We start from the raw sequence: 20,204 nt of genomic DNA on the forward strand, positions 1-20,204 counted from the left end.
TACTATACCTGCTTTTTCCTTCATGTTCTCCCCTTCCAAAGATTACATTTCTAGTTTATACCAATAAGAATAAATCTTCAAGTTTATATAAAATAGCAAGATACAAGATTTTTCATTCTTATCATACTCCTCTATTTAGACAGCTTATTTTTTACGTAAAGCTATAAGGCACCTTTTAGAATAGGTTTTAATTATGTATGGTGATTGTTAAAGTGTTTTAGAGGTAATATGTGAGTGTTACAGCGAACGCCCTCCCCTATTAATTAATGGAATAAGAAAATAGGTAAACCTTGCCGAAGGCTAATCTTAATATATTTACTCTTAATATACTTCAGGGCAGAATTTGGACTTCTGATTTGAATAGGCATAGAGACAACAAACATAAGTAAAATTCATAGATTAATAAAGGTAACTGGTGATTTTGGTATTAATTATAAATCAAGAGAAGTTCCATAGATATACTTTTACTAGAAGTATATCTATGGTAGCTTATTTATATGATAAAATTCAATTGTTTGTATTTGTAAGTTCTCATAATATATTATTATGGGTACTGGTGTAATTATTTATAGTAGAAATTTCTGTATCAGCCTGTACTTAAACCGCCCACTCAATAATAAAGTCTTATATGGCACTTTAGAACCCTATATTTTGCCATATAGGGCTTTTATTTATATAGTGTATAGTATCACACCCCCTATTCAAAGCATTTTATACTTTAATACTCTTCAATACCTGATTTTACAAAGATTACAACCCCACCATTAATTCTATATTTTTGATTTCACAAAAATTTCTCACGGAGAAAACAAGGATTACATCCTAGAAAACAAGCGAAACTTTTTTACTAGGCACTGGGTCACCTATATACTAACTCTAAAACCTTTTTTAGTCTAAAGAATAATTCACTCTATTTAAATACTTTATTCTTTAACTAATTAAGTAATCTCTTAATTTTTCACAACAAAAAAACCCTTACAGCGACTTAGATCGTGAAAGGGGGCTGATTGTATGAATAAAATCAAGTTTAATATAAAATCTATAAATAATCCATCAACAGAATCTATTGAAACTTTGCATAAAGTTGTTATTAATATAATGACATCTAAAAAACAAACAAATTAATATAGAACAATATTAATTCAGTAAGAAAACCACGATTTTTTTGTGGTTTTTCACGTTTTATATCACCTATTAAAAATTGATTTATTATTTTTATATAATTATAGTAATAAAACAGTATTTCTAATACCAAAATGTAGTCGTCTATGGCAATTTTGACAAACTGCTATTCCATTCTCTACAGTATCATCACCAATTGTATTTTATGATGAGAATATATAAAATATATTACTCGAGAAAAGGAAATGAATGAACTTAATATGTATCCTTTATATGTATATAAAAAAGATAACCCTTATCAAAGTAAAGGGTTTATAAATGTTTAAATAAGAGTACCCAATAGTATGCACGTAACTTTCCCCAGTTATAATCTATAGGTACTCTTTTGTTATAATCATTTTGAGGTGATTATAATGACAGAAATAATTGTTAATAATATTGAAAATATAAATGATTTAGCCATGTTTGCTGATTCATTTAAGAAAGGAAAATTGAAGTTGAACATAACTAAGCTTGCTAGAGAATTAAATAAAGATAGAAAAACAATTAGAAATTATTTGAATGGAAAAACGCCATCTGCTACAAGAAAAAGAGTTAAATATCTAGATGAGTATAGAGATTTGATTATAAAACTATTAACTGATAAATACAGAACTTTTGATTATATAGATCATCTTTATAATTATTTAGTTAGAGAACATAAAATCACATGTAGTAGTTCTACTTTAAACAGGTATGTAAGAATGGATGATGAGATTAATTCATTATTCAATAAAAAGAAAACACAAAAATTTTATGAAAGATTTGAAACTAATGCAGGAGTACAAGCACAGTTTGATTTAAAAGAAAGGATAAAAATAATCTATGAAACCGGAGAAATTGTACGCGTAAATGTTGCTACTCTAACACTTGGTTTTTCGAGGTATAACGTTAGAGAAATTGTTTTAGACACTAAATACGAGACAATAGTAAATTTCTTAGCGAGTGCATTTGAAACTATAGGAGGTGTTCCAAAAGAATTGGTTATAGATAACATAAAGTGTTTGGTCGATAAACCTAGAACAAAAGATAGAGATGCTGTTCTAAATGTTAAATTCGAAGAGTTCTTAAGGGATTATGACCTCAAGTGCAAGCCTTGCATGCCTTATAGGCCAGAAACAAAAGGAAAAACAGAAACTCAAAATAAAAAACCATCACAATTAGAAAATTATAATGGGATATATATTGATCTCTTAGATGTTCATGATAAGTTGAAAATTATAAACGATGAAGATAATAAAAGTATTTCACAAGCAACAAATTTACCACGAATATTTCTATTAAATAAAGAAAAAGGTGAGTTTTCCAACCTTCCACCACGAAGAATAAGCGAAAATTATCACCTTTCAATAAACCAAGTTGCTGTAACTAAAGATTCTTTGGTTTCATATAAATCAAATAAGTACTCAGTACCTAAAAGATTAATAGGATTCAAAGTAAATTTAATAGTAAAAAACAGTCAACTACATGTTTATTATAACAATAAAATTGTAACTATACATAATATATCTAAAAATAAATTAAACATTAAGGAGTCTCACAATCTATATTATCCATCGAAAGATGTGAAAAATTGTGATTCAAAGCAAGACATTATAATTGAAGAAATGAGGAATATTATTTATGATTAATGACGTATTAGATCAACTTGTATACCTTAAATTAAAGTCTGCACATTCGTATCTTAAAGAGTTACATATAAATGATAGCACATCACAGAGCGAATTAAAGGGATTAAATAAGGTGCTCAGAAAGGAAGTTGAGGCCAAAGAAGAAAATAATAAATTATATAATGTAAAAGTAGCAGCATTTCCATTTATAAGAAAAATTGAGGACTATGATTTTTCATTTCAACCAAATATTGATGAAAATAAAATAATAAATTTAAGTGAATCAAATTTCTATCAAGATGCTACTAATGTAGTTTTTATAGGAAATCCAGGGGTTGGGAAAACTCATTTAGCCGTTGCAATTGGATACTCAGTAGCGATTCAAAGAAACAGTGTTTATTTCATAAAATTTTCAAAATTAATTAGAAATTTAAAACAAGCACATAATGAGGGCCTGCTTGAAAAAAGACTAAAACATTATTATAAGTATAAATTGCTAATTATTGATGAGGTTGGATTTAGTGAAATCTCAACACTGGAATCAAAACTTTTTTTTCAGCTTATTGATATGAGGTACACAAAAAGGTCTACTATATTCACAAGTAACATTACTTTTGATAAGTGGTCAAATATACTTGGACAAGATGAAATGATCACTAAAGCAATATTAGATAGGATATTACACTATTCCTATTTATTTAACATAACTGGACCATCATATAGAATTAAAGACAAGTTAAAAGTGCATGAAAGTGAGGAATCTTAATTGCAAAGAATTGGGGAGAATTAACTTGACATTTATAGGGTTATCTTTTTCATACTATATTCCTATTTATCTCTTAAAAATATATACGTATTATCTAAAATTTCTTTTATATATTATATAACACCCTGTTCTCTATATTGATCTATAAGATTATATAAAAACGTATTTGAGTTGCTTTTCATATAATCATAAGCATGTTCCGGAAGTCCTTCTGGCATAAATTTAATAGCAAAACCAAATGCACGTAATAAATAATCAATAGGGTTTTTTCTTAATATAAATTCTTCATTGAGCTCATTATAATTTTTTAATATAACATCATCCACTTCTTTTAAAGCAAAATACATGTAGTATTGACCATCGTAATTTTCTTCTACAAAGTTTAATCTGCTTTTGAGGTCTTTTATACCTCTTTTATCTAATTCATCTTTTATTTCATACACCTTTCTATTTTCTATTGTATAATTATCATTAAATTCTTCATAAGTCATTTCTTTTTTCATTTATCTCTCCCCCTTTCTATTATTCATTAAATATATATGTTTGTCCTACTTAACTTAGAACAAATCACCAGTTCTAAATTCTAGTAATATAAAAAGCACTTTTATTGCCTTTTAATTAATAGAATTATCATTTAAATATAACTTTTTAAATTTAAATCATTATGTACAAAATAATATTACTTACAATTACTTCATTGACACCAGTGGCAAGTGCTGTAACCTATACTTAGAAATATTGGTTTATCTTCTTCCTTTGCTTTTCTAAAGGCTTCTTCACTCCATGAGTACCAATCTACTGGATTATATGCATGTTGAAGCAAATAAGGAGACTTTTCCCTAGATAATCTATTAGATACTCTAGTATTTATTTTCATATTTATAACCTCCTAATTAAATTTTAAATATAAATCCTTTTTATATAATGCCCATTTTATACTTATATATTGTTTATAATAAATAAATTCAAAAATAAATAATACCTTGATATATCGTAGAATAAATTACAACTTAATTAAATTTTATCTATAATGTCCAGGCACATCCCAGCACCAAGAACGGAACAATCAAGTGGATCTTCTGCAATATACACAGGTATATTTATTTCACTATATATAAGTTTATTTAATCCTTTTAGAAGTGCTCCCCCGCCTGAAATCATTATACCCTTGTCCATTATATCAGCTGTGAGCTCTGGTGGAGTTTGTTCAATGACAGCTTTAATAGCTTCAATTACTGAATTTACTGGTTCTTTCAAAGCTTCCCTTATTTGACTCTCTGTAATAGTAACAGCCCTTGGAAACCCAGTTACTAAATCTCTTCCACTTATTTTCATATTTCTTTCATCTTCATCCGCATATACAGAACCCACCTCAATTTTAACCTTCTCTGCTGTTCTTTTTCCTATAATTAGATTAAATTCTTTTTTTACATATCCAATAATTGCCTTGTCCAGTTCATCCCCTGCCACTTTTAAACTTTTGCTTATAACAATTCCCTGAAGAGAAATAACTGCCACCTCAGTAGTGCCTCCACCTATATTAATAATCATGTTACCAACAGGCTCATTTACAGGTAGCCCTGACCCTATAGCTGCAGCCACAGATTCCTCAATTAACATAACCTTACGTGCACCTACTTGACTTATTACCTCATTAATTGCTCTTTTTTCAACTTCGGTAATTCCTGAAGGATGTGAAATTGCAATTCTAGAGCTTTTAAAAACCCCTTTGCCATTAACTTTATCAATAAACTTTTTCAACATTTGCTCCGTTAAATCAAAGTTCGCAATTACTCCATCCTTTAAGGGTTGGATAGTTTCAATACCTTCTGGTGTCCTACCTGTCATATTCTTAGCATCTATTCCAACTGCTAAAACTTGTCTATTTTTGGTATTTACAGTTACAACGGAAGGTTCTCTTAATAAAATTCCTTTACCTTTTACATATAAAAAGGTATTTGATGTTCCTAAATCTATTCCAATATCCTTAGAAGTTATAAAAAATCTCATTAATATTTCTCCTTTCAAATTTACAACATATCTTTTTTACAAAGTCACTACCAGGTTACTTTTCTACTGTATATATCTTGACTTAATTGCTTTTCAAAGCACAAATAATTTATATTAATCTTTAATTTGTAAAAGCATTATTATTTATAAACAGTCTATTATATTATATATATACGAGATGTGGTTTGTTTTTAGAGAGTTAAATAAAAGATATTCTTTCTTAGAATTAAGCTAACCTAATTTAGGTTAAACTATAATATAACTTTTAACTGTTAGGAGAACAAGTAATGAATAAAGAAGTTATTTCAAATAAACAAGGTATATGTCTTATAATATTATTTATAACAGGAAGTACCTTTGTAGTGGGTATTGGTAGTAAAGCTGAAAATGACTCATGGTTAGCTATTATATTGTCAACTTTGTTTGCATTTCCGATATTAATGATTTATGCTCGCCTCCTTTCTCTTTTCCCCCAAAAAGACCTATTTGATATTTTGGAAATAATTTTTGGTAAATTTATTGGAAAATTCATTAGTATATTATACATTTGGTTTTCATTACATTTAGGAACATTAGTTTTAAGGAATTTCGGAGAATTTATTGGTACAATTTCATTATCTAAAACTCCAATGATTATACCTATGATATTTATCATTTTTTTATCTACTTGGATTATAAAAGGTGGAATCGAGCTTTTAGGAAGGTGGTGAGAATTTTTTTTATTAGTAATCATATTTTTATTAATTGTAGCAGTCTTAATTATGCTTCCTAATAGTGATATAAATAATATTTTCCCTATACTATATAACGGAATAAAACCTGTAATTCAAGGAGCTTTTGGAGTTTTTTCATTTCCTTTTTGCTGAAACAGTTTTATTCTGCTTAGTTTTTTCACCATTAAAAAACAGTAAATCACCATATAGAGTTTATACATTTGGATTAATAGTTGGCATATTTATAGTATTTATAACTTCGTTAGGTAACCTTTTAGTGTTAGGAAAAAATGCTTACAGCACTCTATTTTTCCCGGGGGAGCATGCTATGTCTAGAGCAAATGTCGGTAATTTTATACAAAGAATTGAAATAATTATATCTACAGCTTTTTTAATTGGAGGGTTTATCAAGATAAGTATATGCTTGTTAGGTGCTTGTAATGGAACTACTAAATTGTTTGGTCTTAATAACTATAGATTTGTAGTAACTCCAATTGCATTGTTAATGCTTAATTTATCTTATCTAATATATGATAGTATTTTTGAAATGATTGAATGGAGTTTTACGACATGGCCCTACTATGCTTTTTTATTTCAAGTTATTTTGCCTATTATAATATGGGTTGTCGCAGAAATAAAACATAAAAAATTCGTCTAGTCGCTACGTACACTCGTGTCGCCAACAATCCCTTCGGGTTACGTTACTCAAAAACAATTACAAATATAGTTCTTTCATCAGTGTTGTCCAGAGAGCCAAAATTTTATAATGCCTTCATACATAAAAAAAGGTTATAATGATTAAAAAATCATTATAACCCTTTTGATTTTATTTTAAATTAAAGCCTGTACTAATAACATAATTCCTGAAAATGCTGCTATCATACCCATTAAAGGCATAATAAACTTCAGCCACTTATCATATGTTACATCTACCATAGAAAGAGTTACTAATATAAGTCCTGTAGGAGTTATAAAAGCCATTAACCCTTGTCCATATTGATAAGCACTAACTATCACATCTCTTGGAAGTCCAACAGTATCTGCAAGAGGTGCCATTATAGGCATCGATAAAACCGCAAGACCTGATGATGATGGAATAAAGAATCCAAGAACAGAGAATATAAACAGCATTAATATAGCAAATACTCCTCCATTCATTCCTTGAACTACATGAGTAGCACTATTAAGTATTGAGTCAGAAATAAGTCCATTGTCTAGTATTAAGTTAACTGCTCTTGCAACACCTATTGTAAGTCCAACACCTACTAAATCAGCAGCTCCTGCAACAAAGTTATGAACAGCTTCTTTCTCACCCATTCCAGAAATAGCACAAATAATAATACCCACTACTAAGAATAGCGTTGTCATTTCTAAGAACCACCATCCTTGAGATGAAACACCCCAAATCATAACACCAAAAGCAGCTATGAATAAAGCCAACATAAGTTTACGTCTAGCAGTAAACTCAGGAACTTCTTTATTTTGATTTAAGAATTTCTTATCTAATTCTTCTTTTTGACTAAATATAAGAGACTTTGATGGATCTTTCTTAATCTTCTCAGCATACTTGATAATATATACAACAGTTATTATAGTAGCTATTACAAGACCAGCCATTCTAAACTTAAGCCCATTTGTAAATGCTATCCCTGCTGCATTAGATGCTATAACTGAAGAAAAAGGATTCACAGTTGAAAACATTGTACCAATAGATGAACCCATATATAAAGCAGCTATACAAACAATTGCATCATATCCTGCTACCATAAATACCGGAACTAGTATTGGATAAAGCGCTATCGTCTCTTCTGCTAATCCAAAAGTTGTACCACCTAAAGCAATTAAGAAAGTAACTATAACTATTAATAAATATTCTCTTCCTTTTGTTGCACGCGATAAACTTGCAAAACCTGCATCAAAAGCACCACTGTTGTTTAATACTCCTATTATACCTCCAATTATAAATACAAACAGCATAATATCTTTTGTTTCATAAACACCTTGAATAGGAGCTTGAATAACCTCTTTAATTCCTTGAGGATTACTTTTAAGTTGTTCATATGTATTAGGAATTGCCACAGCTTTATAAATACTTCCATCTGTAAATTTAGAAACGTCTATCTTAATACCTAATTTATCAAGAGTTTCCTGTGTTCCCTCATACTCCTTAGTAGAACCATTTGGTGAATTAACAACAAACTTTTGTGTAGAATCATCATATAACAGTTTACCATAAGAACCAGCTGGAACTATATGAGTTAATATTGCTGCTAAAATTAAAACAATAAATAATACCGTATAAGCAGTTGGAAAACTCATTTTTTTCTTGGCTTTTTGCATTTTAAATATCCTCCTTTGTTATTTTAATAATTTAACTAAAGCTGATGAATAAACCTCTATTGCTGTTTTTATTTCATCTAGCTCAACGTACTCATTTGGTTGATGTTCTGTCTCTTTTGTATATGGAAAAGCTGGTCCAAAAGCCACACAATTATCCATAGCTCTTGCATAAGTTGCCCCACCAGATGAGATAGGCTGGCTTTTTGTATCTCCAGTAACCTCTACATAAGATTCCATCAAAGTTTTTACTAATTGAGAATCAAGAGGAGTATATATAGATCTTAAATAATCATTTTCCTCAATAACAAAACCATATTTTTGTGCTACCTCATTCAATCTTCTTACAACAAAGTCCTTTTCAACCGTTACAGGAATTCTAATATCTATATTTAAGACTTCTTTTTCTTCATCAATACATATCTTACCAATATTAAACTTTAAATTTCCTGAAGCTTCATCAGCACATTCACCAAATATCTTAGTTGCAAATGCATCTTCCATAATATTATCTACCACAAAGTCTATAGCTTTTGATTTAAGACCTATTTTATCCATAGCTATCAATAATCTAGTTATAGCATTTATACCTTTTTCAGAATCTTTAGCATGAACACTTTTTCCAATAATTGTTATGTTATTGTCTTCTCTTTTATATTCAAAATCTAACTCTTTAAGAGCTTCTTCCAACTTGCATGAATCTTTAGATTCATAAGAGATATTTGAAGGAACAGAATTATAGGCATCTCCACCTTTTAACCTTATATCTGTATCATTTTTAGCAACTAAATCAACTTGTAAAAGACCTTTTTCTGCATATATTAGTGGAAAACTAGCATCTGGAGTAAATCCATAATCAGGTATTTTTTCTTTTTTATTGTATTCATTGATTCCCTTCCAAAGGTTTTCCTCATCTGTACCATATATAAATCTTATCTTCTTGTTAATTGTAGCATTAGAGTCTAGTATTGCCTTAAAAGCATACATAGCAGCAAGAGTTGGTCCTTTATCATCTTGAGTTCCTCTCCCAAATAATTTTCCATCAACAATTACAGGATAAAAAGGATTAGTATTCCATTTTTTTAAATCTCCAGCTGGTACCACATCTATATGACCTAATACTCCAACCATTTCTTCTCCACTACCATATTCGGCATACCCATAATATCCATTAGGATCATAATATGTTTTAAACCCTAATTTTTCAGCGATTGATAACATTTGTTTTAAAGCATCGTCTATATTTTTTCCAAAGGGATAATTACTATTATCTTCTTCATATACACTTGGTATTTTTATTAAGCTCTGAAGATCAGCAACAAAATCATTAAAATTCAATTCAATTTTCTCTTTTATATTTTTCATATGAAATCCCCTTCTTATATTTTTTATGTACAATAAAAATTTTATATAAAATTTAAAAATTTTTCTGTTGTCTAGGGAACATTTTGTCAAAATAAAAACAATCATGACATAGTCATGATTATTCTTCTAATGGTATATTTGTTAAATTTTTAAGACCTTGTATATCTTTTATTATTAATTTTCTATCTTTTACTTCTATAAGATCTCTATCTTTAAAAATTTTAAGCCCATTTGTAACAGTAGTTCTGTTAAGCCCTATTCTATTGGCTATTTCTTCATGAGTTAATACTATACTTATATGGTTTTTGAACTTTATATTTATATCTTCTGTATAATAAAGCCGTACCAAAAAGTCTGCTAATTTCCCAATAGAATCATTAAATTTAAAATTACTAAGTTCAATCATAATCATTCTTTGCTTTCTTATTATACTTTTTAAAAAATAATTATACATAATAGGTATTTCTTTTAACTTAGCTTCTAAGATTTCTCTATTGACAATAGATATTTTGGTATTTTTTAACGACTTATACATAACAAAAGTTCTGCTATTGTCAAAAAAATCTATCTCTCCAAATATATCTCCAGCAGTCATTCTAAAAAAAATTATTTCATCTCCATTTTTTGAATACATAATTTGATTAAACTCACCTTCCAGAATAATATAAATATTATCTGGATTCTTTTGATTTATAATCTGACCTTTTTTTAAAGTTTCAATCTTACCATAACCTGATAAATTATTTATAAAAAAATCATCCATTTCTTTTTGTATCTCTTGATCAAAAATCTTTTCATACATAATAATACCTCTCAAAATAATATTGACACTACATTGTAAATATTGATAGCAAAATTCTTTGTCGTTTTATATCTAGCGGTAATTTCATTTTATCAGGTATTCACTAGAACGCTTTTATATTTTAACATGTTACTAATTTAGTTTTCAATAGTTTATAATCTTTTAAGCATATTCAAACCCAATATCCTCCTGAACTGTTTTTATAAATACTTCAACTAAATTAGGGTCAAACTGAGTTCCTTTGTTCTTTCTTAATTCCTCAAAAGCTTCATCTTGAGATAAAGATTTTCTATATGGTCGATCAGATATCATAGCATGATATGAATCTGCAACACATACAATTCTTGCATGTATAGGAATATCTTTTCCTGAAAGTCCATCTGGGTATCCCTTTCCATCCCATCTTTCATGATGATTTCTAACACAAGCAATAATTACAGGATTTTTTGCAATATGTTTTGCAATATTATTTCCCAATATAGTATGATTTTTTATTATATTATATTCCTCATCTGTTAGACTAGTTGCTTTGTGAATAATATCATCAGGAATTCCTATTTTACCACAGTCATGTAATAATGCCCCTATCCTTAATTCATATTTATCTTGTACTGACATCTGAAGTTGTTCAGCAAGCAAAAGTGAATATCTTGTAACCAACTCAGAATGTTTACCCGTATATACATCTTTAGCATCAATAGCTGCACTTATAGCAAATGCAGAATCTATTAATATTTCTTTTTTTACAAACTCATTAGAATTTTGTAGTATTATTTTATCTATATCTTCATTATATATACAACACTGATTGCGACCATTTTGTTTTGCAAAATACATAGCCTTGTCAGCTTTTTCTATTAAATCCTTTGCATCTACCGAATCCTCAGGATATGACGCCAAACCAATACTAATGGTGACTGATGCGTCTTCAGAATAATCTTGAATTTTTTTAGATTTCATAATATTAATTCTTATATTTTCTGCTATTTGAAAAGAACTTTCCAAATTATAATTATCAAGCATAACTACAAACTCTTCTCCACCATATCGAAATATCAACCCATTTTCTTGTGCTGATTCCTTTATAATATTTCCTACTTCTTTTAAAATCATATCACCTATAATATGTCCATGAATATCATTTATCAATTTGAATTTGTCAATATCGCAAAACAAAACTATTATGGGTCTACGCCCTAATTTTACTTTCTCGTTAAAACATTCATAAAAATATCTATGATTATATAATGAAGTCAAACCATCTGTATTAGAAATCAGTTTTAGATTTTTGTTTTCTTTTTTATAGCGGTAAATATTATCATTCATTTGATTTAGAGTTTTTGCAAGGTTATTAGAAAAATCAACAACTTCATTTACCCCGTTCGTCTTCATATATATTGGTAATTTTTTGTTTCCTGTTTTAGTAATTTCATTTTCAAGTTCCTTCATTGGTTTTATAATTATCTCTTTCAATCTAATGCATAATAGTAAACTTATGCTACAAGATAAAATAAAAATATAAAAAGCATTCTTATGTACTAATCTACGTGTTGATAGTAATATATCCCTAGATTCAACAATATATAGTTTTCCTATTTTTTCATCCGAAATATCTTTAACGGAGATACCTCCAACAATCTTTGATTTTCCTAGCTTAAATGTTTTTTTATCGTTTGCTTGTTTTAATATGTCAATATTTTCTTCAATTTCTTTACTTATTTCTGTATTTGAAACAAACTCGTCCCCATTGGAAAATAAGATATTATATCCAAACTTCTCTTGTATATTCTGAAGATATTCAGAATTTATTTTTTTACCAAATACAACTATTCCTCTTGAAGTTCCTTTATAATCTGATAAAAGAATAGGAGAAACTCCTATAATATACAAATTCCCGTCATACATTTTCATCCCACTTGGATAGTTCTTCTTCCCATCATACTTTCCATCTAATACACTACTAATTATATTGTCCTTAAGTAATTGTGGATCATCTATATATTTCAATCCGTATTGATCTATAATTTCTCTGTTTTTGTTAGCTATGACTATCAAATCTATACCAAAATTATCTGGGCTCCACTCAGAATAATTTTTTTTAAACCATTCAGTATCTTTTTCTTCTATCTTTTGATATAAAGTATCCCATATCCCATTATCTTTTGCTAGTACTCCCAACTCTAATCCCTGTGATTGAAAAATTTTATTTGCTTTCTCTGCTTTGTCTATTATATTTGTCTCCTCCATTGTTGAAAAGTATTTAGAAACAACTATGGTATTCAATATCAAGTAAGTGACTAATGGTATGATTGTAACAATTAACATATAAGCTCCCAATTTAAATCCTAAATTATTCAATAAACCTTTAATATCTATTCTCAGCATTACAATTCACCTACTCCCCCAGATATTATATATTTTAAATTTATTATGTAATATTTCATCGTAAAATGTTGATTATAAAAATAGTATAACAAATATCGGGTATACTATTAAGTGTTTTATCAAATTTTTTGAAAATCCAATGAATTCCATTTTATTTTTAAATAAAAAAACGCACTAGAGTATATCCAATGCGATTTTTTTGTATTTTTTATCCTTATATATTTCGTTTACTTTTCTTATACTTATACATTTTTTTATCCGCTCTAGCTATTAATTCTTTAATATCTATTGGGTTGTCAGGATCAAAATATGAGTATCCTATACTCATAGATATATTAAAATCATAACCATGTTTATTATTGAATTCACTTTGTCTATCCATAAGCCTATTTATTAGTTTTGCTCCATAGGATTCATCTACATTCATACATAGAACTGCAAATTCATCTCCTCCGATTCTTGCAAGTACATCGTTTTCATTAAAAGTATCTTTTAAAATCTTCGCAGCACCGACTAATGCACAATCCCCTTGATTATGAGATAAATTATCATTAATACACTTCATACCATCAATATCAATAAAGAATAATAGCATTCCTTTTTTGTTACGTTTTGCAAACTTAACCTTATGTTCAACTATATTAAAGAAACCTCTTCTATTATATAATGATGTAAGTTCATCTGTAAGAGACTGAACTTTTAATTTTTCACGAAGACGTACTTTTTCAGTAATATCTCTAATAGATAAAAGATATGCATCTTTCCCTTCCCAATCCGTTTCTGAAATACATACCTCCCCAATAATTTGATTGCCATTTATATCATTTATTTTAGTTTCTTCAATTCCATTTTCAATTTCATCAAAATTTAAAGTATCAAATATTAATTCCTCGTACTTTTCACCAAACAACTTGTTTGCTGCAGGATTAAGGTATAGTACTTTTTTATCGTCATTAATTACTATAAGAGCATCTGTATTACTTTCTAAAATCCCTCTGTAATTTTTTTCAAGCTTTCTAATAGTTTCAAATGCTTTTTTTAATTCATTATTTGCATTTTCAAGTTCTTTGCTTTTTTGAACAGCATTTTCAAAAGTAGATAGAAGCAGATCTATTATTTGTATTCTTTCTGAATTAATAAAATGCTTTTCTCCCGCAAAAAATACTTCAATACCCATCTCTCCAATTTTATTTTTTCTCAATTCTACATTAATAAGCATATGTTGGATTCGTGAAAGAAGAAATTTTTCATTATATGGTTTTGTTATAAAGTTATCTGCCTTAATCTTAAGACCTTTTATAACATCTATAGGGTCTGAAAGTGATGTAAGTAAAATAACTGGAATGTGATTCAACTTATCGTTCTCTTTAATTTTTTGACATAGTTCATAACCATCCATTTTAGGCATAAGTATGTCTGTTACTACTAAATCAGGCATAAATTCATTAATGTATTCTAAAGCCTGAATCCCATCATTTGCAATTATTACTTTATAACTTCTTTTTTCAAGAATAAATTTTAGTTGTTCAGCTTGAGTTAAACTATCTTCGACAATCAAAATTTGTATTTCTTTATTCATATTTACCTCCCCCTGTATATTAATAACTTATACTGTAATTTAAATTTATATTTTCCCAAATAGGTCTGCAATTTTTTCAGGCGGAAGGACATATGTAGCTGCATTAAGCTTTACAGCTTCTCCTGGCATACCATAAATCACAGAAGTTTTCTTATCTTGCGCTACAGTAATAGCCCCTTTATCTTTTAATAATTTTAACTCTTGAGCTCCATCTTTTCCCATACCTGTAAGAAGAATTGCCATTGAGTTTTTACCATAATGATTTAATACTGATCTAAACAGACATGAAACCGATGGTCTTAATCCATTTTCTTTTTCATCCGTATTTAAAAATATTTGTCCATTCTTTCTAATCTCCATATGAAACCCATCGGGAGCAAAATAAATATGTCCAGGCAGTGCATATTCTCCCTGTGAACCTATATGTATTGGATACTCTGTAGATTTAGAAAGCCATTCAATAAGTCCATCTAAAAATCCAGGAGCTATATGCTGTACAACAAGTATAGGAACCTTTATTTTAGATGGAAGTCTAGAAAATAAAGTTTGAAGAATAGCAGGCCCTCCTGTCGATACCCCTATAACTACTACTTTTATATTCAAAAAACCATTTTTCAAATTCATACCACTTGATAAACTCATTTTACTATTTTTATAATCAGCTTTACGCTTTACAACTTTCACTTCTGACATCAATTTGACCATATTAATAATATTTTGTGATATTTCACAAAAATCATTATGGTCTATGCCTTCTGGTTTTTCTATAACAGAAACAGCTCCAGCTTCAATAGCCTCAAAAGTTTTATCTATATCATGTGAATCAAACAATCCCGTTATTACTATAATAGGTATGGGATTTGTTTCCATTATCCTCCTTGTTGCCTCAAAACCATCCATTATAGGCATACTTATATCCATAGTTATTATATCAGGTTTATTTTTCTGTATAAATTTAATGGCTTCCTCTCCATTATTAACTACCCCAATTACCTCAATATTCTCATCAAAATTTAGTATATGAGTTATTAATTCTTGAATAGTTGGAGAATCTTCAACTACAAGTACTTTAATCATATTTCATGCTCCTATATAATTTTTTTATAATTTCCATTATGCAGTTCAAAAAAGCCTACATTTAAGATTTTCAAAATAAAGACTTTTTTATATTAATCTTTTTATAGTTTCTAATAAATTATTTTGTCTGAAATCACTTTTTACGATATACGCACTGGCACCAACATCTATACCTCGTTCCTTATCTTCTCTTGATTCAAGGGAAGTTACAAGGATAACAGGTATTTCACAGGTTTGACTATCATTTCTAATTTTTGATGTTAACTCGAATCCATCCATTTCAGGCATTTCAACATCTGTTATTACAATATCAAATTTTTCAGATTTTATCAATTCCCATCCTTTAAGCCCATTCACTGCAGTTTTTACAATATATCCATGACTTTCTAGAATATTTTTCAAAAGAGTTCTTGATGTAATTGAATCTTCTACTACAATAATCCTCTTGTTTTGAATAATATCTTTTTCACTCTCACCGACAATACTTAAGGATTTGTTACTATTCTTAAGGGATGATTTTATTAGGTCCTGTACTGCTAATATAGGTACCACCTGTCCTGAACCTAATATAGTTGCTCCTGCGATATTTCTAACTTTTTTTAACTGTTTATTAAATCTTTTTACAAGTACCTCTTGCTCTATTATTATCTCATCGACACTTAATGCAATTTTATTTTCCATATCATTTACCACCAAAATCGAAATAATATCACCAGAAGATTCTTCTATTCTTTTATCTTGTATCTCTAAAATATCTTTTAATCTAACAATAGGAATGATATATCCATCTAACGATATCGTAGCTCTATTTTCTATTATTCTGACTTCATCTTTTTTGACTCTCATAACCTTTTCAACTTTTCCAGTTGGTATTACAAAATCTTGTTTCTCCACTTTTAGAATTATTCCTCTATTAGTTGAAATAGTTATGGGAAGTATAATCGTGAATGTAGTTCCCTTTGCCTTTTCACTTCTTACAGTTATAGACCCTTCAAGTTTTTGTACTTTTTCATATACAATAGCAAGACCTAATCCTCTACCAGATATATCAGTAATTATATCACTAGTAGAAATACCTGATTTGAAAATAAGCATTTTTGCACTTTCATCATCAATAGCATTGACTTGTCCCTGCGTCAGAATATTGTTTATAATAGCTTTTTCTTTTAATTTTTCAATATCTATACCCACTCCATCATCAGAAATTTCAATTTTAACCGTATCACTACTTACCTGTACAATGTTCAAATTTATTGTTCCTCTGGAAGACTTTTCAATACCATGATCAATGCAATTTCTAATAATATGCATAAGAGGATCTTTCATTTCTTCTAAAATTCTTCTATCAATCTCTATTTCTGTACCCTCACTTATAAATTCAATTTCCTTTCCTATATGTCTAGATAAATCTCTAACCATCTTAGGAAACATTTCTATTATAGAATAAAACGGAAGAAGCATGATGCTTTTTATATCTTCTATAAAAGTATCTGTCATCATTTCTATTGTTTTTGCCTCATTTTCAGCAGATTTTAACAAAGCATCTACATTATTTTTGAGCATTTCAATAAAAGTATATTCTTTTTCTTTTTTCCATAAATCAATCAATTCCTTGATTTCTTTAATTTCCTTAGCAGTTTTAATAGATGAAAGTTTTGCATAAGCCATTTCTTCTCCCTGAAGTAATAAAGAATCCAGTTTAGATTTAGAAACTCTAACAATTTCACTTGTTTTACCTTCAGTAACTTTGACAGTATTTATATTTTGCATTTTTACATCTTCTTCATTTTTTATATTTTTAGAAGCTTTTATAATATTATTATCTTCTTGTGAATACTTAGGTTTTATATTTACATCTTGATTTATCCCTGTATCCAAATTTACAGTTTCAGTCTTTATTGAATCAATTTTTCCCAAATTACCACATTCTATTTTTTTCAAGTTTCCCATAATTACCGAAATATCTTTAATTTCACCTTCATGTGAGGAAAGAATATCTTCTATAATATCAATAGATTCATTGAAAATATCAAACATCTGTTCATTTAATTCTAATGTTTCTTTTTTTATTTTAGAAAATATATTTTCCATAGTATGACAAATACTCTCGATTTCTTTTATACTTACTGCTCTTGATGCACCTTTCAAGCTGTGAAATTCCCTATGTATTGTTTCAACAATTGTTTTTTTGTTTTCTTCAACGAACATTTTTTCTAATTCAATCAATGATAATGAAATAATTCTTAAATGCTCATAAGCTTCTATTGTGAAGGTAGAACGTAGCTTTTTAAAAAACTCAGCATCGTTTATATGCATCTTTATCCTCCCTTTCCTTAAACCTTGTATTCTTCAGTTAACTGCTTAATTCTATATCCCATTTCTTGAAGTCTATTCGTTGCCTCTTCTAGCTGTTTCATACTATCAACATTTTGAATACTAGCCTCATTTATCCCTTCCATTGCTATTGCCACCTGATCCATTCCAATCAATTGCTGCTGACTAGATGCTTCTATTTGTATCGCTGCCTGTGCAGATATATTTATATTTTCCATAAGTTGATGTATAGAATAACCCGCTTCACCTGCTTGTTTCATACCTGCATCGACAAGCTTTATCCCTTTTTCAGTTGTCATTACAGCTGTATTGGCAGCTTTTTGTATATCCCTTAATATATTTCTTATCTGCTTTGTACCTTGTTTTGATTGTTCTGATAAATTTCTAATTTCCTGAGCCACTATAGAGAATCCTTTTCCATGTTCTCCTGCTTTAGCTGCTTCTATGGAAGCATTTACAGCAAGTATATTAGACTGTTCAGAAATAGTATCGACACTCTCTATAAGTTCACTTATATTCTGGCTCTGTTCACTTAAAGCTATTATACTTTCTGCAATTTCTTGCATTTGGCTATTAATAACATTCATTCCTTCTAATGTATCTTCGGTTGCTTTGCTTCCTATTTTTGATATTTCAAGTGCTTTCTTTGCACTATTTGAAACATTTTTTGTTTTTTCACTTGATACATATACCGTCTGTTTTACCTCTTCAACAGTTGCTGTCGTTTCACTAACAGCTGAAGAAGTTTGAGCAGCCCCTGTTGTAACTTGAGTAAGTGAAACTGTAATTTCATTCACAGAAGCTGCAAGCACATTTGCTACATTCATAATCTCTTTTGTTTGCTCTCTAAGATTGTTTAGCATATTGCCAATTGATTTTTTCAAAATTCCTATTTCATCTGATCGTTGTTCTTGATCTATTTCAACAGTTAAATCTCCTTTAGATATTCTCGTAGCAATATTTGCCATTTTTATCAATGGAGTGACAATACCAGAAGATATAATAACTGAAAATATTATTATTAATATTACTGCAAATATTAAAATAATCATCATTAACTTTTGTAATTTATACACTGATTGAAATGCTTCAGCTTCATCTATTTTAACAAGTACAGACCACTTTAAATTATCAATATTTAATGGAGTATATGCTACAATTGATTTAACATTATGATAATCAGAGTATGTATCAACATCAGTTTTTCCATTCATCACAGCTTCAGTTCCTTTTGTTATTATTTCCTTCAAAAGGATAGCAGATTTTGCTGCCTTTATTTTTTCATCTTCCTCATTTTTTAAAAATCTAGTATTACTTCTCAATTTATAATCTTGTCCAATTAAAACTACTTCTCCACTCTTACCAAGATTTAGCGACTCCCATTTATCATTATTGGATACAATATCATCTATTTTATCTGTACCCATTTTAAAAATAAGAACCCCAATCTTTTCGTCGCCTTTATAAATAGGAGAAGCTATAGCTAGAATTGGCTTTTCATTAGAAGGGCTATAGAATTCATAGTCTGTAACTATCGTGAAATTTTCATCTCTACTGTTTGTTGTAGCTTCATATGCTTTTGCAATATTTGTATTTTTATAAGGTCCAGTCGAAAGATTTGTTCCAAAATCCGCTTCCTTAAATGCTGAATATAAAATATTTCCATTTAAATCTACAAGTAATATATCCCCATGCCCTAATTTTTCAATAAAATTTACGAATTTAGAATTATATTTTTCGTACACATCATTATAAAAATCACTATTCAATCCAAACTTAGTAAATTCTTCCATACACTCTATAACATATGGTTCCTGTGCCATGTAGGTAATTCTATCTTGATTAACTTTAAAATAATCTTCTATTTCTTTTTTCTTTGTATCTCTTATAAAAGTTAGTTGATCAGTAGCTCCTTTTTGTAATGATTTTTCTGAGTTATAATAACTCAATTCACCTATAATCAATGCAGGTATAATAGCTAGTATTAAAAAATATATTATTAACTTTCCTTTTAAGCTTTTAATAAGATCTTTCTTTATCATCTTTATCTTTTCCCCCTTCAAGT

At 28.6% G+C, this 20,204-nt stretch carries 15 protein-coding genes and 1 pseudogene; 4 read left to right on the plus strand and 12 right to left on the minus strand.

What is annotated here, in order from left to right; genetic code table 11:
- Nucleotides 1-1,223: 1,223 nt before the first annotated feature.
- Nucleotides 1,224-1,319 (minus strand): HNH endonuclease, encoded by a 96-nt coding sequence (locus tag Tmeso_RS17195; RefSeq protein WP_207653852.1) that lies wholly within the window; start codon nt 1,317-1,319, stop codon nt 1,224-1,226.
- Between the two features lie 216 nt (nt 1,320-1,535).
- Between Tmeso_RS17195 and istA the strand changes: the two genes are divergently transcribed.
- A complete protein-coding gene (gene istA, locus Tmeso_RS10175) occupies nt 1,536-2,792 on the plus strand; it encodes an IS21 family transposase (RefSeq protein WP_099190822.1) in 1,257 nt (418 codons plus the stop codon).
- Nucleotides 2,785-3,537, plus strand: a complete 753-nt coding sequence (gene istB, locus Tmeso_RS10180) for an IS21-like element helper ATPase IstB (protein ID WP_099190824.1) — start codon at nt 2,785-2,787, stop codon at nt 3,535-3,537. The genes istA and istB overlap by 8 nt, the downstream gene beginning before the upstream one ends.
- A 113-nt stretch (nt 3,538-3,650) precedes the next feature.
- On the opposite strand, the gene Tmeso_RS10185 is transcribed toward istB, so the two are convergent.
- The 3 genes from Tmeso_RS10185 to mreB all read right to left on the minus strand — a co-directional run bounded on the left by Tmeso_RS10185 (nt 3,651) and on the right by mreB (nt 5,547).
- Complete coding sequence (locus Tmeso_RS10185) at nt 3,651-4,040, minus strand: hypothetical protein (protein WP_099190826.1); 390 nt, start codon at nt 4,038-4,040, stop codon at nt 3,651-3,653.
- 191 nt (nt 4,041-4,231) lie between these two features.
- Nucleotides 4,232-4,414 (minus strand): DUF255 domain-containing protein, encoded by a 183-nt coding sequence (locus Tmeso_RS10190; RefSeq protein ID WP_242967911.1) that lies wholly within the window; start codon nt 4,412-4,414, stop codon nt 4,232-4,234.
- Between the two features lie 137 nt (nt 4,415-4,551).
- Nucleotides 4,552-5,547 carry a rod shape-determining protein gene (mreB, locus tag Tmeso_RS10195; protein ID WP_099190828.1) on the minus strand — a complete coding sequence of 332 codons (996 nt, stop codon included), beginning with the start codon at nt 5,545-5,547 and terminating at the stop codon, nt 4,552-4,554.
- A gap of 287 nt (nt 5,548-5,834) precedes the next feature.
- On the opposite strand from mreB, the pseudogene Tmeso_RS16950 reads away from it, so the two are divergent.
- Both Tmeso_RS16950 and Tmeso_RS16955 read left to right on the plus strand, forming a co-directional pair.
- A pseudogene (locus Tmeso_RS16950) lies at nt 5,835-6,413 on the plus strand (endospore germination permease).
- Nucleotides 6,385-6,918, plus strand: coding sequence for a GerAB/ArcD/ProY family transporter (locus Tmeso_RS16955; protein WP_099190832.1), 534 nt, complete (start codon nt 6,385-6,387; stop codon nt 6,916-6,918). The pseudogene Tmeso_RS16950 and the gene Tmeso_RS16955 overlap by 29 nt, the downstream one beginning before the upstream one ends.
- Before the next feature lie 173 nt (nt 6,919-7,091).
- On the opposite strand, the gene Tmeso_RS10210 is transcribed toward Tmeso_RS16955, so the two are convergent.
- From Tmeso_RS10210 to Tmeso_RS10245, 8 genes are all read right to left on the minus strand, one after another.
- Nucleotides 7,092-8,600: a YfcC family protein gene (locus Tmeso_RS10210; protein WP_099190835.1), complete on the minus strand. Its 1,509-nt coding sequence runs from the start codon at nt 8,598-8,600 to the stop codon at nt 7,092-7,094.
- Between the two features lie 18 nt (nt 8,601-8,618).
- A complete protein-coding gene (locus Tmeso_RS10215; RefSeq protein ID WP_099190837.1) occupies nt 8,619-9,962 on the minus strand; it encodes a M20 family metallopeptidase in 1,344 nt (447 codons plus the stop codon).
- Nucleotides 9,963-10,080: 118 nt separating this feature from the next.
- Nucleotides 10,081-10,764 carry a Crp/Fnr family transcriptional regulator gene (locus Tmeso_RS10220; protein ID WP_099190839.1) on the minus strand — a complete coding sequence of 228 codons (684 nt, stop codon included), beginning with the start codon at nt 10,762-10,764 and terminating at the stop codon, nt 10,081-10,083.
- A 162-nt stretch (nt 10,765-10,926) separates the two neighbouring features.
- Complete coding sequence (locus Tmeso_RS10225) at nt 10,927-13,149, minus strand: diguanylate cyclase (protein ID WP_099190841.1); 2,223 nt, start codon at nt 13,147-13,149, stop codon at nt 10,927-10,929.
- A gap of 214 nt (nt 13,150-13,363) precedes the next feature.
- Complete coding sequence (locus tag Tmeso_RS10230) at nt 13,364-14,728, minus strand: diguanylate cyclase (protein ID WP_099190843.1); 1,365 nt, start codon at nt 14,726-14,728, stop codon at nt 13,364-13,366.
- 45 nt (nt 14,729-14,773) lie between these two features.
- Nucleotides 14,774-15,805, minus strand: coding sequence for a chemotaxis-specific protein-glutamate methyltransferase CheB (cheB, locus tag Tmeso_RS10235; protein WP_099190845.1), 1,032 nt, complete (start codon nt 15,803-15,805; stop codon nt 14,774-14,776).
- Nucleotides 15,806-15,892: 87 nt separating this feature from the next.
- A complete protein-coding gene (locus Tmeso_RS10240) occupies nt 15,893-18,121 on the minus strand; it encodes a hybrid sensor histidine kinase/response regulator (protein ID WP_099190847.1) in 2,229 nt (742 codons plus the stop codon).
- Nucleotides 18,122-18,138: 17 nt separating this feature from the next.
- Nucleotides 18,139-20,181 (minus strand): methyl-accepting chemotaxis protein, encoded by a 2,043-nt coding sequence (locus Tmeso_RS10245; RefSeq protein ID WP_099190849.1) that lies wholly within the window; start codon nt 20,179-20,181, stop codon nt 18,139-18,141.
- Nucleotides 20,182-20,204 lie beyond the last annotated feature (23 nt).

The sequence above is a fragment of the Tepidibacter mesophilus genome, from assembly GCF_002724055.1.
Classification (GTDB): domain Bacteria; phylum Bacillota; class Clostridia; order Peptostreptococcales; family Peptostreptococcaceae; genus Tepidibacter_A; species Tepidibacter_A mesophilus.